Annotated in this window: 12 protein-coding genes; 6 read left to right on the forward strand and 6 right to left on the reverse strand. The window is 69.7% G+C overall.

Features of this window, described 5'->3' with window-relative positions; translation table 11 throughout:
• Nucleotides 1–452 precede the first annotated feature (452 nt).
• Nucleotides 453–1,829 (reverse strand): serine hydrolase domain-containing protein, encoded by a 1,377-nt coding sequence (locus O2L52_RS16705; RefSeq protein ID WP_270116887.1) that lies wholly within the window; start codon nt 1,827–1,829, stop codon nt 453–455.
• 233 nt (nt 1,830–2,062) lie between these two features.
• Between O2L52_RS16705 and O2L52_RS16710 the strand changes: the two genes are divergently transcribed.
• Complete coding sequence (locus tag O2L52_RS16710) at nt 2,063–2,917, forward strand: hypothetical protein (protein ID WP_270116888.1); 855 nt, start codon at nt 2,063–2,065, stop codon at nt 2,915–2,917.
• A gap of 345 nt (nt 2,918–3,262) precedes the next feature.
• Nucleotides 3,263–3,589, forward strand: a complete 327-nt coding sequence (locus O2L52_RS16715) for a MoaF-related domain-containing protein (protein ID WP_270116889.1) — start codon at nt 3,263–3,265, stop codon at nt 3,587–3,589.
• Between the two features lie 270 nt (nt 3,590–3,859).
• Here the strand turns inward: O2L52_RS16715 and O2L52_RS16720 are convergent, their stop codons facing one another.
• Both O2L52_RS16720 and O2L52_RS16725 read right to left on the reverse strand, forming a co-directional pair.
• The gene (locus O2L52_RS16720) at nt 3,860–4,522 is read right to left on the reverse strand and encodes a pentapeptide repeat-containing protein (RefSeq protein WP_270116890.1); all 663 of its coding nucleotides are present in this window, start codon (nt 4,520–4,522) and stop codon (nt 3,860–3,862) included.
• Nucleotides 4,523–4,676: 154 nt separating this feature from the next.
• Entirely contained in the window at nt 4,677–5,555 is an 879-nt protein-coding gene (locus O2L52_RS16725) for a transglycosylase SLT domain-containing protein (RefSeq protein WP_270116891.1), read from the reverse strand.
• Between the two features lie 178 nt (nt 5,556–5,733).
• Between O2L52_RS16725 and O2L52_RS16730 the strand changes: the two genes are divergently transcribed.
• A complete protein-coding gene (locus tag O2L52_RS16730) occupies nt 5,734–6,735 on the forward strand; it encodes an epimerase (RefSeq protein ID WP_270116892.1) in 1,002 nt (333 codons plus the stop codon).
• 8 nt (nt 6,736–6,743) lie between these two features.
• Here the strand turns inward: O2L52_RS16730 and O2L52_RS16735 are convergent, their stop codons facing one another.
• Both O2L52_RS16735 and O2L52_RS16740 read right to left on the reverse strand, forming a co-directional pair.
• Nucleotides 6,744–7,409, reverse strand: coding sequence for a DUF1275 family protein (locus O2L52_RS16735; RefSeq protein ID WP_270116893.1), 666 nt, complete (start codon nt 7,407–7,409; stop codon nt 6,744–6,746).
• Nucleotides 7,410–7,982: 573 nt separating this feature from the next.
• Nucleotides 7,983–9,293, reverse strand: a complete 1,311-nt coding sequence (locus tag O2L52_RS16740) for a choice-of-anchor A family protein (protein WP_270116894.1) — start codon at nt 9,291–9,293, stop codon at nt 7,983–7,985.
• Between the two features lie 289 nt (nt 9,294–9,582).
• Between O2L52_RS16740 and O2L52_RS16745 the strand changes: the two genes are divergently transcribed.
• Nucleotides 9,583–9,981, forward strand: a complete 399-nt coding sequence (locus tag O2L52_RS16745; protein ID WP_270116895.1) for a carboxymuconolactone decarboxylase family protein — start codon at nt 9,583–9,585, stop codon at nt 9,979–9,981.
• A 355-nt stretch (nt 9,982–10,336) separates the two neighbouring features.
• Here O2L52_RS16745 and O2L52_RS16750 read toward each other — a convergent pair whose 3' ends face one another.
• A complete protein-coding gene (locus O2L52_RS16750; protein WP_270116896.1) occupies nt 10,337–11,494 on the reverse strand; it encodes a DUF5925 domain-containing protein in 1,158 nt (385 codons plus the stop codon).
• Between the two features lie 230 nt (nt 11,495–11,724).
• Here O2L52_RS16750 and O2L52_RS16755 point away from each other — a divergent pair, with 230 nt between their 5' ends.
• On the forward strand, nt 11,725–13,779 hold the full coding sequence (locus O2L52_RS16755; protein WP_270116897.1) for a bifunctional copper resistance protein CopD/cytochrome c oxidase assembly protein: 2,055 nt from the start codon (nt 11,725–11,727) through the stop codon (nt 13,777–13,779).
• A 78-nt stretch (nt 13,780–13,857) separates the two neighbouring features.
• The gene (locus O2L52_RS16760; RefSeq protein ID WP_270116898.1) at nt 13,858–15,006 is read left to right on the forward strand and encodes a trans-sulfuration enzyme family protein; all 1,149 of its coding nucleotides are present in this window, start codon (nt 13,858–13,860) and stop codon (nt 15,004–15,006) included.
• Nucleotides 15,007–15,016: the final 10 nt, after the last annotated feature.

Raw genomic sequence — 15,016 nt, forward strand, 5'->3', positions numbered from 1 at the left:
CTGCAAAAACACCCTCATGTCGGACCCGTGTGCGAGAGTGGTCCTTTTCGGTTGGTCGGAGGCGGATGCGGGTGGGAAGGGGCACGCCCTATGCCCGCAACGACCCCGTCAGTAGGGCCCGCACCCCCCCCCCCCCCCCCCGCCCCCCCCACCCCGCACCCCCCACCCCCCCCCCCGCACCCCGCACCCCGCACCCCGCCCCCCGCACCCCGCACCCCGCACCCCGCACCCCGCACCCCGCACCCCGCACCCCGCACCCCGCACCCCGCACCCCGCACCCCGCACCCCGCACCGCATACCACAGACCCGAAATGCCGCCGTACCCGCAGGTCAGGCGGCATTTGGGCAATTTCTGTCGTACCCCTGTGGGACGGTGTCCTTTTCACTGGTAGTGGTGAAGGTGGGATCGGGCGGGTACCCGGGGCCACCCGTACGGCCATCAGACCCGCAGGTCAGACGCCCCCGCCTACCCTGCGGAACTGCCGCCCGGCCAGGTCGATCGCCACCACCTCGCCGCGCTCGTCCCGGGCGAAGTACCCGCGCTGGCCCTGGAGCGGGCCATCGGTGACGATGTAGTCGTCCCCGTCCTCATACAGGAACCCCATGTGCGCGGGCTCGCAGTCGGCCGGCATCTCCGGCGATGCCGCGCGCAGCTCGGGCCGGATCCGGGCCGCGAGGCTCAAGTGGTCGCCCTCGTCGACGATGCTCACGACCATCATGTCCACCTCGTAGTCCCCGACGATCTCGGCCGCACGCTCCCGGTCGAACGAGACCGGCTCCGGGTCGCGATCGACCAGCCCGAGATAGTGCTCCAGCGCCCAGCGGATGACCGCCAGGTTGCACGGCGTCCCGCCTGGCTCGGCATTGGTGAGCACGACGATCGCGAAATCGTGCTCGGGCACGGCGAGGAAGTCCGCGAACTGTCCGACGGACGAGCCGCCGTGCGCGAAGGTGGCCGCGCCGTCGATCTCCCGCAGGAACCAGCAGATGCCGAACCCGTCGCCGAGGGAGCTGCCGCGCAGCTCGACGGTCTGGCGCCGCATCGCCTGCAGCGCTTCATGAGAGACGATCCGCTCACCGGACTCGGCGCGGCCGTCGCCGAGGTGGAACCGGGCCCAGCGAACGAGGTCGCGAGCAGTGGACGCGCCGCCCCCGCCCGGGTTCTGGGCGCGGTGGACCTTCCAGGTGGGAGCGACGGAGGTGCCGTCCGCGGTGACGCTGTGGCCGAGCGAGAACTTGCGGGTCATGGCCTCCGCGGCGAAGAACGTGGAGTTCTCGATCCCGAGCGGCTCGAACAGGAGGTCGGCGATCGCCCGCTCGTAGGTCGTGCCGGTGACGACCTCGATGACGCGGCCGAGGAGGTTGAACGCGGCCTGGCTGTAGGACGCCCGCTCGCCGGGTTCGGCGATGATCGTCAGCTCATCGAGATGGTCCACATAGGTCTTGAGGGCGTCGTCGCCGTCGCCGGTGTCCCGGAGCATCCAGGTGTCAAGGCCCGCAGTGTGGTTGAGCAGGTGGCCGACGGTGATCGTCGCGGCGGACCGTTCGTCCGCGAGTCGGAGTTCGGGGAGGTAGCGGCGCACCGGCGCGTCGAAGTCGACCTTGCCCTGTTCGGCGAGGATGACGAGCGCGGTCGCGGTGAAGCTCTTGGTGGTCGAACCGAGGGTGAAGATCGTGTCCTCATCGACCGGGATCGGGTTCGCGACGCTGGTGACGCCGTGGGACGCGTAGATCTCGCGGCCCTGGTGCCAGATGCCGACCGCGATGCCGGGCACCGCGTACTCGGCGGCGGACTTGGCGACGATCTGCTGCAGTTCGTTGATGCTCATGGTGGTTCCCCTCTCGGATGCCCCGGCGTTCCCCGGAAGCGGTGTAGAAGAACCATCGCCTTGAGCGCTGACGCGGCACTGACACGCGGCTGACGACACCGCCGGAGCGGCCATGAGATAGCTGTCATCGCAGGTCAAAGCGTTCTCGAACAGAAATGTCGTACCCCTCCTCTACCGTTGTGGAGGCAACTGAATAGCGCGCGCAACGCCCGGCGGCGGGGCGCGAGAACCGATTGGACGATGCGATGGCAGCGAAACCATCAGACAGTTCACGGCACCAGGCGAGCCTCGAGGTGATCACCCGGGCTTTGCCGTTCACCACGATTCCCGACGAACCGCTCCGAGCACATTTCGCCAGGTGGCTCCTCGATTCGCTGGCTACCGCGGACCGGCTAGGGCCGTTCCCCAGCCTCGAACCCGAGACCAGCTCGCCGATGGACGACCCGGAACCAGCGCCATCGGCGCCGGAGACCGGCACTCGGCCACTACCGATCACCACACCTCCTGAACACGCTGTCGACACCGCTCCTGACACTCGACCACCGCCGCCCGCTTCACTTCCCGAGGTCGCAGTCGATATCGCGCAAGAGGTCGACACGCGGCTGCCCCCGCTCCGCACCCTTCCCAAGGCCGCAGTCGGACTCGTGCCCGAGGCGGCGCCACCCGACGATCCACCGAGGTCCGAGCCGCTGCCGCTCGAATGGCAAGGCCCGCCCGCGCCGCCCAGACCGCAGTTCGTGCGCCAACGCGACGGATCGATCTGGGTGACCAAGCCGATCCTGCGCTCACGCGGCTGGACCGACTCCGCAGTTCGCGACTTCCTGCCCCAACCCGAAGGCCTGAAACCGAACCCGCGGTTCGCCGCCACCGGCGCTCCGATGCCGGTCTGGCGACCCGCGACCGTGGCCGCTGTCGAGGGCACACCGGAGTGGCAGGCCTGGCTGGAGCGTTCGCTGCGGCGACGCCAGACCACGCTCGAAGCGCTGGCCGAGACCGAGGACGACGACTTCCGCGCCCGGGTCGAAGCGGCCCGCACGGCCATCGAATCGGAAAGAGGGGCGCCGCACGAGGCAGCCGAGAGCGGATGACTTCAGCCCGCCGCAAAGGATAGGGATCGGCGGCCTTGGCATCCGCGACACGGCCGAGGACGGGAGGTGGTTGAGTCGCCGGTCGCCGGTCGCCGGTCGCCGGTCGCCGGTCGCCGGTCGCCGGTCGCCGGTCGCCGGCCTCCCGCCTTCAGCTCTTGTCGGCAGATTGCGGCGCCGGGCTGGTCGAGTCGCGGCAGTGACCGCCGACCTGACCCTAGACCGATTTCGACCATGCCAGGCTCGACGAAACGCCAGTGTCGAGGTTGTCGATCTCCTAGGTTGGAAAGCGGCCAAAACGGTTCGTAGCAGTGCGAACCATGGATGCAGCCAGAGAAGGAGACGGTCATGACCGATTTCGCATTCGCGGGGAAGGCCTTCGACATTCGCTTGGACAACGGGGTGATCTTCCACAACACCTATGCGGCGGAGGGCAACAAGCTGGTCTACGAGCAGATCGACGGCGCGGTGGAAGGCGCTTCGGAGGAGGTGGACCTGTACGTCGCCGAGGTCGCGCCGCGGATGTACCTGGTCGGCTGGAACGAGGTTTCGGGGGCGACTGTGGCCCACGTGATGGATTTCAAGACGAAGAAGCTCACCGCGTTCCGAGCGCTTGATGCCGGCGGCACCAGGGTCGGCGAGGTTCACTCCGGAACGTTCGAGGAGGTGAAGTAAAGAAGCGTGGGGGGTCGAAACCGGTCGTGGTGAGAACGCGACTCGATGAAGTATGTGGTGACGGCACCGCTCGATGGTTAGGATCGGTCGCCGCAACGCCGCAACGCCGCAACGCCGCAACGCCGCAACGCCGCAACGACGCAACGCCGCAACGCCGCAACGCCGCAACGCCGCAACGCCGCAACGCCGCAACGCCGCAACGCCGCAACGCCGCAACGCCGCAACGCCGCAACGCCGCAACGCCGCAACGCCGCAACGCCGCAACGCCGCTCAGGCCAGCTTGAAACCCGCAGCGGTCGCCAGTTCGCCCGCGATCTCGACTGCTTGGTCCGCGGTGATGAGCGCTCCGCGCAGGCTCATGAGCCCGTTGATCCCCGACAGCTCCGAACGCCGCAAGTCGCAGCCCTTGGCATTCGCGACGCGCGAGAAGTCCGCAGCCGGGAAGGTGCAGTCGACGAACACGGCCTTGGAGAGGTCGCCGAGGAACGTCGCGTTCATGAACCGGCACCGCTCGAAGACCAACGGGCCCTTCGCCGTGCCGATCGAGATGCCAGCGAAGTCGGCCCGGCAGTCGGCGATGTAGACGTCCTGGGCGAGCGCGAACTGCGCCTGCCAGCCCACCAGCTGGCTGTCGGTGATCTCCAGCCGCCGCGCGGTCGCCCGCTCCCAGCGGGCGTTGGCCAGCATCGAGCGCTCGACGGTCACGTCCACGATCTCGAAGGGCGACAGCACCGTCCCCGAGAAGTCGACGCTGCGCAGCACCGACTGGTCCAGGCTGCCGTCGCCCTGCCCGTCGGTCCACTCCAGGCCGTCGAAGAGGCGCTCGCTGAGTTCGAAGTCCGGCTCGGGCTCCTCGTCGAAGGGCCGCAACCGCTCGGCCTCCCACAGCGGCCTGCGCATGGAAAGCTTGTCGTCGATCTTCCTGAACTTCACCGAGCCTCCAAGGTCATCGTGACCTCGGCAGGCTACGCGAACCCGCCGACAATTTCACGCATGCGACCGAGCGAAAAGTGGCCTCCGTCGCTCCCGATCAGCCGCAGAGCGCACGACGCGCCGAGGCAGGCCACACCCGTAGCTCGCTGTCCGCTCAAGCCCAGGGGCGAAGTTCGAGCAGCGCCCTCACCGTCTCTATGTACTGCGGGTTCGTGTAGTCCGGGTCGCCGCCCGCGTCGAGCACGGTCTCAACCGTGCCGAAGCCCGCCTGGTACGCCGAGATGACGGCGTTGAGCAGGCACCGCTCGAGATGGTCGGGCACGCTGTCGTCCCGGCCGCAGTCGTCGTCGAGCGAGTAACTGCCGGGGTCGGAGCCGCCGAAGTAGTTGACCGCGAAGTACTTCGCGAGCCACTGCAGCTGCGCGCTGCCGAGCATCGCGTTCTCCTCGACGCCGGTGCGGTCGAGGTCGAGTTCGAACCTGTCGTTGATGAACGTCTCGGTCTCGGGCTGGATCTGCATGAGGCCCGTCCCGCCGTCGCACGCGACGATGTCGGACTGCCAGCCGCTCTCCATCCACGCGATGGCCTTGATGAGGTCGTGCGGGACGTCGACGCTCGAGGTGGTCCACACCTGCGTCTCGGCCGCCTCCTCAAGGGCTGCTTCGACCTCCGATGCCGAGGCGGGGCCGCCACCCAGATAGGTGGTGCACGGCGGGTGCTCCGAGGGCGGCACGGTCGGGAACGTCGCCGCGCTCGTCGTCTCGGCCGCGCTGGTCGTCTCGAGGAGGCTCGGTGTCGGCTGGCTGAGGGGTTCAGGGCTGGGCGTGCTGCTCGGGGACTCGGTGGCGCTCGCGGTCTCGGTCGCGACCGGGGTCGTGGCGGCAGCCGAGGTCTGGCCGCCGTCGCCGCCGGAGGGGAGGATCAGGTACGCGACGATCGCGACCGTGGCGAAGAGCAGCACGAACAGCACGATCCAGGTGACGGGTGCACGGTCCTCGTCGTCGGGTTCCTGCTCGAAGGGGATATCGGTCATGGAGGCGGTCCTTTACTGAACGTCAAGTTCACTGTGGGCAGCGTACCGAGCGCGAGTCCAGTGTGGGGAGCTGCGGATGCGGAATCAACGGTGTGCGGCGCGTCTCGCGACAACCCTTCGGAAAGTATTTGAACGTGTTCAAGAAGACGGGTAAGCTTGGCAGGGAAGGAGGAACCCTATGAAGATCGTCATTCCCGGCGGAACCGGCAGTGTCGGCGCCGTCCTCGAACGCGGACTCCTCGCCGCGGGCCACCGCCTCATCGTGCTCACCCGCACCCCCTCCCGTCCGCACCACGTACACTGGGACGGCCGCACCCTCGGCCCGTGGGTCGAGGCGGTCGACGGCGCCGACGTGGTGATCAACCTGGCCGGACGCAGCGTCAGCTGCCGCTACACCCGCGAGAACCTCGCCGCGATGATGGACTCCCGCGTCGACTCGACCCGCGTCGTCGGCGAGGCCATCGCCGCCGCAGACCGGCCACCGGCCGTGTGGCTCCAGATGAGCACCGCCACGATCTACGCCCACACCTTCGACCGCGCCAACGATGAGGCCACCGGCGTCATCGGCGGGGGCGAACCCGAGGTGCCCGCGTACTGGGCCAAGAGCATCGACATCGCCCGGGCCTGGGAACGCGCCTTGGACGAGGCCGACACGCCGCACACCCGCAAGGTGGCGCTGCGCTCGGCGATGGTGATGAGCACCGACCGGGGCGCGGTCTTCGACATGCTGTCCCGCATGACGCTGCTCGGTCTCGGCGGGGCTGTCGCGGGCGGGCGCCAGTTCGTGTCGTGGATCCACGAAGCGGACTTCACGCGCGCCGTAGAGTTCCTCATCGACCGCGACGACCTCGCCGGGCCCGTCAATCTCGCCGCGCCGCATCCCTTGCGGCAGAAAGACCTCATGCGGGCGCTCCGCAGGGCCTGGGGCGGGCACTTCGGCATCCCGGCGACGAAGTGGATGGCCGAGATCGGCGCGTTCGCGCTCCGCAGCGACACCGAGCTGCTGCTGAAGAGCCGCCGCGTCATCCCCGGCCGCCTTGAAGACGACGGGTTCGAGTTCTCCTATCCCGCATGGGAGGCCGCTGCGGACGACCTCGCGCGCCGCACCGCGGCCGACCGGAAGTGGCCGCTGATGCGCAGGCCGGGGCTCAAAGCGGTCCGGGCCCTGACCGGCAGCTGAGCCGCGAGTCAGGCGGTGCTGCCCCGGTGCGCTTCGGCGAACGCCGCCACGGCCATCGCGGCGGCCACCGCCGCGGCGATGCCGCACACCGCCCCGAATGACACCGTGAACGCCAGGATCGAGCCGAGGCCGGCGCCTACGAGGTAGACCGCCCACACCCCGGCCTGCAGCCGGGCCGTGCGGAGCCCGCTCCGGCCGCCGGAGAGGTTGACGGACAACGCGATGAGCGTGCCGGTCAGCACCGTGGTCGTGACGCCCGAGAGCCCGATCCGGGCCGCGTGGACGCTCTGCACGCCCATCGCGAACGCCGCCAGCGCGATCGCGAGCTCGAAGCCGTGGCTGAGCCCTGCCAGTGCGAGCATCACGACCTCGCCGACCAGGAGCAGCGGCACACCGAAGCTGGTGAGGACGTGGCGGCGCGTCGCCAGCGAGGCGAGCACCGCACCTAGCGAGAATCCCGCGAGCGACCACAGCGGACCGACGGGGGAGAGGCCGTCCTCGCGTCCGGTCAGCTCGCCCGAGACGGCGACCGCGAGGAGCACCGCGTTGCCGGTCTGGTTGGCGACGAACTGCTGGCTCAGGCTGAGGAATCCGGCGCCGTCGACGGCGCCGGCGATCGCCGTGAGGACGAGTGCGGTCCAGGCGTATGCGTACTGGGGCGCGGCCGGTTTCATCGGGCGCCGCCGTTGCGCTGCGGCCGTGCGGGTTCGGTCGGATGGAGGCGGTACCACATGTGGCCCAGGCTAACGCTGATGCGGGTGTCGCACTGGTTGATGTTGGCCTGTCGGACGGCCTGTCGGGGCCGGGCCCGCTCGGCCCCGACCAGTGGATCGAGGATGACCTCGGACGATCGCGTGAGAGCTTCGGGGTACCCCGTGCACCCCGCAACCCCGAGCACCCTGCGCACGCCGAGCACGCCGAGCACCCTGCGCAGGCCGCGCACCCGCGCCTCCGCGCACACCGTAACCCCGAGCACCCTGCGCACGCCGCACGCCGCGCACCCTGCGCATGCCGAGCACCCCGTACACCCGCATGCTGATCGCGCGCGCGGGCCTGTGCGCTCTCCTGAACCACCATGACTATCGTCAGGGGTGGTTCAGGAAGTTCGGCCGATGGCAGCGGCCCCGGGCTTCCATAGGCTTTATTCATGCACCAGATCGAACCGAAATATGAAGCGCGACTCCGGCCGCAAAGCCCTGCCGGGCGAGACGCCCGTCGGCCGGAGTCGCGTGCTGAACCTCGCGCCGCTACTCGCGCGCTCGCCGTCGGCCTGCGGCGATCAGCGCCACTGCACCGACCGCGACCAGCGAGGCCGCCGTGATCATGAACGCTCGGGCGTCGCCGCCGGTGGTCGCCAGGCCGTCTCCGGCACCGTTGGAGCCGTCGGATCCGTCCGACCCGTCCGACCCGGTGGTGCCGTCGGCGTCGCTCGGGTGCGGGCTCCAGGTCACGTTGTCGTGTGAGCGGGACGGGCTCGGGCTCGGCGTCACGTCGGTCTCGCAGGAGAGTTCGGCCGCGAACGGGAACTGGTGGATCTCGCCGCCTTCCTCGCCCAGGTCGCCGAGGGTCGCCTGCTTGGCGATGATCTGCCCTTCGATGTTGGCGGGGCTCGTGTCGGAGAAGACGGCGTCCGGCGCGTAGACGGTGCCTTCGACGGTGTCGCCGCTGACGGTGTTCAGCTCGGTCGTGCCGGCCCAGTCCCACAGGATGTAGGGCGCCTGCGTGCCGCTGATGCCGGCCTGCGTCGCCACATCCCAGTCCAGTTCGCCTCCGGTGCCGGAGGTGTCCACGTTGATCAGCAGCGGCGTGTCGGCCGAGGGCTGGTCGAGGAAGGTCAGGTTCGCCATGTTGTTGAGGTCCTCGCCGGTGAGGTCGAGGACATTGGTCGTCCCGCTCTCCAGGCTGATCCGGATCTGCTGTCCGGGTGCGACTTCGCCCTTGGCGACGGCCAAGCCGCTCGGGTCCCGCATGGTGACCGTGTTCTCGCACTCGGCGAGCTGGGAGGCCTTGGAGCGGAAGTCGGCGAACGCCGTGTCGAAGTCGATGGGCGAGGTCGGGCCCACCGAGTCGATCGGCTGCTGGACGGTCAGTTCGGCCCGAGGGGTGCTGTCGTACGCGGCCCCGGCGGCGACGAGGCGGGTGTTGACGCTCGCGTTGTTGGTGTCGGTGTTGAGCACGCTGGTGCCGGTGAGGTCGCCGATCTTGACGTAGCCCTCGTTCAGTACCCGCAGGATGTTGCCGATGCTCGGGTTCTGGCCGTACTTGAGCCGCCCGCCCACGACGAGTGCGCTCGGTTGCGCGTCGTCGCCGTCGATGAAGGTGCCGGTGGTGTGGATGGCGACGTTGTAGGTGCCGCCGATGGTGAGGTTCCCGCCAGTGGCGATCGGGCCCTCTGACTCGTGGGAGGTGAGCGTCGTGTCGCCTTCGATGAACGCGTTGTACCCGAGCGCGCTCTCGAGGGGGTCGATCGTGACCGTCGCCGCCTGCGCGGTCGGGGCCGTGGCCGCCGTGGCGAGGGCCGCCACCGCGACGACACCGGCGGCTCCGAGCACCGCCATGCGCCTGGCTCGTACTCGGTGCATGGACTTCGGCGGTTGGTGCGGCATGGTGCTCCCCCTGGATCGACGACGGTTGGCTGAGGCGGGGGGATTTTTGTGACTGAGCGTAACAAGGCAGACGTGGGTCAAGTGGTGTGAAACGCGCGGATCGGACGGCACTGGATGCGGCCGGGCCTGTCGAGTGGGCTGCGACGGGGTGCCCGAACCTTGCGACCGCACTCCGCTTGCTGTTGGATTGGCCTTGTGGGGCAACCGGATCCGTCCCTCACTTTGACCAAGGAGGACCCCCATGGAGCATCCGTACGGGCGCCACGAGCGCGGACTGAAGACCCTGCAGCACCTCTCCGGCGAGGCCGAACCGACGGTCGTCACCTCGCTGGCCGACATCGCACCCGACCTCGGCCGGTTCATCGCGGAGTTCGCGTACGGCGATGTCCTCACCCGCCCCGAACTCGACCTGCGCGACCGCGAGCTTGTCACCATCGGCGCGCTCGCGGCGCTGGGCAATGCCGCCCCGCAGTTGCGATTCCACATCAACGGCGCCCTCAACGCCGGCTGCACGAGGGCCGAGGTGATCGAGGCGCTCATCCAGATCGCCGTCTACGCCGGCTTCCCCGCCGCCATCAACGCGGTCGAGGCCGCGAGGGAAGTCTTCGCCGCCCGCGACGCGGCGGATTCACCGGACTGAGTCCCAGGCGTGAGGCTCATCGAGTTGATCTTGCGACGCCCCGGATTCACCGGACTGAGTCCAAGGCGTGAGGCTCATCGAGATGAATCTCCCGGCGCCGCGGACTCACCGGACCGAGCCCGTGGAACCAGGACTCATTGCGCTGATTCTGCGACGCTGATGATCGACTGAACCGGCTCGTCGAGTCACTTGAGGTTTCCTTGCGTGAAGCCGAGGGGCGCATCGCGATCGCGATGCGCCCCTCGGCTGTCGTACCCCGCTGGGAGTATTGAATCGGGGGTTGCCGGCCGCGGCGAAGCTTGCGAGCCGTGACTCAGCACAGGGTCCGATTTGAAGGCTAGAGCCTTGAAATGTCTTAGAGGTACTGCCCGATCTGCTGCTGCGGGATCGGAGACTCGGTCCGCGTCGGGTCCGTGCCGCCGCGCCGGGCGTACAGCTCGGCGAGGGTCATCGGTTCGCGCACTGCGTCGCCGCCGAGCCAGTCGCTCGACTCAAGCGCCGAGAGCGCCCCGACCTCGATCTGCGCCAGGCACCGCCCGGGCCGGACCACGGCCGGGTGCAGCCGGTCGAGCCGCTCGTTCGTGGTGATCGCGACCATGATCTCGCGGCCCTGTCCGAGCAGGCCGTCCGTCAGGTTCAGCAGGCGCGCCAGGGACTGCCCCGACGCCTCCTTCGCCTCACCGCGGATGAGCTCGTCGCAGTCCTCGAGGACCATCAGCCGCCAGTGCCCGCGCCGCGGCTCGTCCGGGTTCAGGTCCGCGTCCAGCACCAGGTCCATCTCCGACCCGATGATGACCTCCATCAGGTAAGACGGGTCCGCGAAGAACGCCTCCGGGTCCAGCACCGTGTCCACCTGGCACCACGGCGCCCACTCGCGGGCCAGCGCCCGCAGCGCCGTCGTCTTCCCGGTCCCGGGCGGGCCGTGGAACAGCACCAGCCGCCCCGCCACGTCCGAAGCCTGCGTCGCCATCAGCTTCCCCAGCGCCGAGCCGGCGCTCGAGGAGTAGTTCCGCTCGATCTCCGGCCAGCGCGGCGCGCTGATCGACCGCGTGGACCGGAACGGCCCGCGGGCCGACCGGTACCAGAAGCCCATGTCGACCTTGTCCTCGCCGACCTCTTCGACCGAACCGGTCCGGTCGGTGAGGTAGGCGGCGATCTCCTCGGCGCGCTCGCGCGTCACCGCGGTCACGACCGCCTGGCCCGAGCCGTCCCGCCAGCGCTGCGTGCGCAGCGTCCAGCCGTCACCGGTCACCAGTTGCAGAAAAGAAGCCCCGGAAATCGACCGTACGAGTGAACCGCCCTCAGGAATGAGGTCCACGTCGTCGGCGACCATGTCGAGCGCCCGCACGACCGCGTGCGGTTGCGCCCCGGAGACGTACGCGTCCAGTGCCATGAGGTTCAGCACGTTCGACGGATCGTCCGAGCCGTCGAGCGTGAAGTGCATGTTGCCGAGCACGCCGCCGCTCCCCTGAAGCAGGTTCATGATCTCACCGCGTCTTTCGATGATTCCCATCGCGATCCACCATAGAAAACTACGGCGACGCCTCCGCCGCCGTGACTGCCATCGCACGGCATCGCATGCCGCGCTCCGTGACCGTGCCTTTTGACTGTGTCCTGCAACCCCTGTGTCCTGCAACCCTGCCACGACGATGCGCGCCCGCAGGGCCCGCCGTGGAGTTGCAGGAGATAACTGGACCCCACCCGGTGGGGCGTGAGCTGGAACAATCAGCCATGCTGGGTTACGTGACCGCATCGACCGAGACCAGCCAAAACACCGCCGCTACCATACCTGGCGGCGGCGCGGGGTCCCGAGGCGGGCAGCAGACGCGGCACGGGCGCGGACTGCGTGCGCTGGCCGTCGCCGCGGCGGTGCTCGCAGGGCTCGCCGTCGCCGTGATCGCCCTCGACCTCGGCGGAGCCGTCGACGTCGCGGAGCTGCCCGGCCTGTCGACCGCCGACCCCACCGTCACCTGGGCCGCGGGCCTCCTCAAGTACGGGTACGACCTGGCGATGCTCGCCGCGGTCGGCTGCATGATCGCCGCCGCGTGCTTCCTGCCGGGACGCCAGGGCGACCGCGCCCGGCTCACCGGCCAGTCCTGGCGGTGGCTGCGCGTCGGCGCCGCCGCCTCAGGCATCTGGGCGGCCGTGGCCCTGATGAGCCTCCCGGTCGACTTCGCGAACTCGTTCGCCCGGCCGCTCGGCGGGGTCACCGCCCTGGGCCTGTGGTCGTACGTGGGCCAGTACGAGCAGGGCCAGGCGCTCGGTGCGACCGCGCTGCTGGCGACCGCCGCGGCCGTGGTCGCGGCGCGGGCGTTCACGATCCCCGGCGCGGTGCTCGCGGCCGCGCTCGCGATCGGCGCGGCGCTCCCCCCGGTGTTCACCGGGCACTCGGCGTCGAACGGGAACCACCAGATCGCCGTCGACGGCCTCCTCATCCACGTCGTGGCCGCCGCGTTCTGGGCGGGCGGCCTGTTCGCGCTGTTCATCGCCCGCCGCGATCCGGCCATCGCCGCCCGCCGGTACTCGGCCGCCGCCGTGTTCGCCTACGCCGCGATCGGCTTCTCCGGCCTGATCGTGTTCTGCGCCAACGTCAACCTCACCGACCTGTGGACGTCCCCGTACGGGCGCATCGCGCTCGCGAAGCTCATGGTCCTCGCGGTCGGCGGGGTCTTCGGCTGGGCGCACCGGCGCGTCACCCTGCCGCGCATCGCCGCAGGGGACCGCAGCGCGTTCACGCGCCTGGCCGCAGTCGAACTGGGGCTCATGGCGGCCGCGTTCGGCCTCGCCTCGTCCCTGTCGGTGACGCCGCCGCCGTCGGCGGAGCTGCCGGACCCGAACACGGCCCTGCTCGGCTTCCCCACGCCCGGCCCGCTCTCCTTCGCGTCGATCGTCCTCGACTGGTACCCGTCCGTGCTGTTCTGCACGGCCGCACTGGCACTCGTGGGCGCGTACGTCGCCGGCGTCGTGCGCCTGCGCCGCCGCGGCGACTCCTGGCCCTGGTACCGCACGGCGCTGTGGATCGCCGGGTGGGCCGTCGTCGTCATCACCACCTCCTCCGGACTGAGCAAGTACGGGATGGTGCTGTTCAGCGCGCACATGGTGCAGCACATGGCGTTGAACATGCTCGCGCCGATCCTCCTCGTGCTGGCCGCGCCGGTCACACTCGCGCTGCGGGCCCTCAAGCCCGACCGTGCCGGCGGGCCGCGCGAATGGCTGCTCGCCGCGATCCACAGCCGCTGGTCGAAGCTCGTCTCGCGCCCGCTCGTGGCCCTGTTCGTCTACCTGACGAGCCTGTACCTCATGTACTTCACGGGCATGTTCGAGTGGGCGATGCGCTCGCACTTCGGGCACCTGTTCATGACCATGCACTTCCTGGCCGCGGGGAGCCTGTTCTTCTGGGTGATCATCGGCCCGGATCCGAAGCCGCGCCCGCTCTCCTACCCGGCGAAGGTGCTGCTGTACTTCGTGTCGATCGTGTTCCATGCGATCTTCGGGCTCACACTCATGATGGGCACCAACCTGATCGCCGTCGACTGGTACACCCAGATCGCCATCCCCTGGGTGGGCGACCTCCTCGCCGACCAGCGCGCCGGAGGCGGCATCGCGTGGGCGTTCGGGGAGATTCCGAGTCTCATCATCATCGTCGTGCTCATCGCGCAGTGGACGCGCTCGGAGGAGCGCGAGGGCCGCCGCCTCGACCGGATGGCCGAACGCGCCGCCGCCTCGGGCCGCCCCGAGGACGACCCGCACGAGGTCTACAACGCCTACCTCGCGGGCCTCGACCAGGAACGCCGCTGAAGTACCTGACTTTCGGCAGGGTGCAAACCGGTCGTTAGACAGATGCGGCCCAGGTGGACCCGAACGTAATGTGGCCGTATGACCGCAGAAAACGTTCGCTTCGAGACCCTGGCCGTCCACGCCGCCGAACCCCGGCCCGCACACGGCCGCTCCGTCGTCTTCCCCATCTACCAGGGCACGGTCTACGAGATCGAACCCGGCGGCGGCGTCGACTACATCCGCTACTCCAACACGCCCACCCAGAACTACCTGCAGGAGAAGCTCGCCGCCCTCGAAGGCGCCGAGGCCGCCGTCGCCACCGCCTCCGGCATGGCCGCGATCAGCACCGCGCTCCGCAGCGTCCTCGGCGTCGGCGACCGCATCATCGTCGCCGGGAACATCTACGGCGGCACGCACGCGCTCCTCAACGAGGAATCCCGCCGCTCCGGCTGGGGCGTCGACTTCGTGGACGCCGACGACCCCGCCGCATGGGCCGCCGCGCTGACCCCCGAGACGAAAGCGGTCTACGTCGAGTCGATCACCAACCCGCTCATCAGGGTCGGCGATCTCGCCGGCCTCGCCGCGTTCGCGCGGGAGCACGGCCTGACCTCGATCATCGACAACACCTTCCCCACCCCGATGCTGTTCCGGCCGCACAGCATCGGCTACGACCTGGTGTGCCACTCGGCGACCAAGGGTCTGAACGGGCACTCGGACCTCGTCGCGGGCGTGGTCACCGGCTCGGCCGAGCGGATCGAGCACGTGCGCCACTTCCTGATGCTGTTCGGCGGCAGCATCGACCCGCACGCCGCGTTCCTGCTCTCCCGCGGCCTCAAGACTCTCGCGATCCGGGTCAAGGCGCAGGGCGAGAACGCGCTCGCGCTGGCGCGGTTCCTGGAGGGGCACAGCGCGATCGCCGAGGTGCACTACCCGGGGCTCGAGTCGCACCCCGACCACGCTCGGGCCTTGGAGCTGTTCTCCGGGTTCGGTTCGATGCTGGCGTTCCGGCCGGTCGGGGGCTTGGAGGCGGCGGAGCGGCTGCTGAAGTCGCTGCAGATCCCGTACTCAGCGGCGAGCCTGGGCGGGGTGGAGTCGCTGGTGACGCGCCCGGCGATCAGCAGCCACGTGAAGCTGACCGCCGAGGAGCGGGCGGCGGCGGGCATCGCGGACGATCTCATCCGGTTCTCCACGGGCATTGAGGCGGCCGAGGACCTGATCGAGGACTTCGGGAGGGCCCTGGGGGAGTAAGGAACTGCGG

Source organism: Glycomyces algeriensis (assembly GCF_027622855.1).
GTDB lineage: Bacteria > Actinomycetota > Actinomycetes > Mycobacteriales > Micromonosporaceae > Glycomyces > Glycomyces algeriensis.

Coding starts and splice junctions, on each gene's coding strand:
- O2L52_RS16750 (WP_270116896.1), bottom strand. CDS start 11,494: ATGGGAATCATCGAAAGACGCGGTGAGATCATGAACCTGCTTCAGGGG.
- O2L52_RS16745 (WP_270116895.1), top strand. CDS start 9,583: ATGGAGCATCCGTACGGGCGCCACGAGCGCGGACTGAAGACCCTGCAG.
- O2L52_RS16760 (WP_270116898.1), top strand. CDS start 13,858: ATGACCGCAGAAAACGTTCGCTTCGAGACCCTGGCCGTCCACGCCGCC.
- O2L52_RS16725 (WP_270116891.1), bottom strand. CDS start 5,555: ATGACCGATATCCCCTTCGAGCAGGAACCCGACGACGAGGACCGTGCA.
- O2L52_RS16740 (WP_270116894.1), bottom strand. CDS start 9,293: ATGGCGGTGCTCGGAGCCGCCGGTGTCGTCGCGGTGGCGGCCCTCGCC.
- O2L52_RS16735 (WP_270116893.1), bottom strand. CDS start 7,409: ATGAAACCGGCCGCGCCCCAGTACGCATACGCCTGGACCGCACTCGTC.
- O2L52_RS16705 (WP_270116887.1), bottom strand. CDS start 1,829: ATGAGCATCAACGAACTGCAGCAGATCGTCGCCAAGTCCGCCGCCGAG.
- O2L52_RS16715 (WP_270116889.1), top strand. CDS start 3,263: ATGACCGATTTCGCATTCGCGGGGAAGGCCTTCGACATTCGCTTGGAC.
- O2L52_RS16730 (WP_270116892.1), top strand. CDS start 5,734: ATGAAGATCGTCATTCCCGGCGGAACCGGCAGTGTCGGCGCCGTCCTC.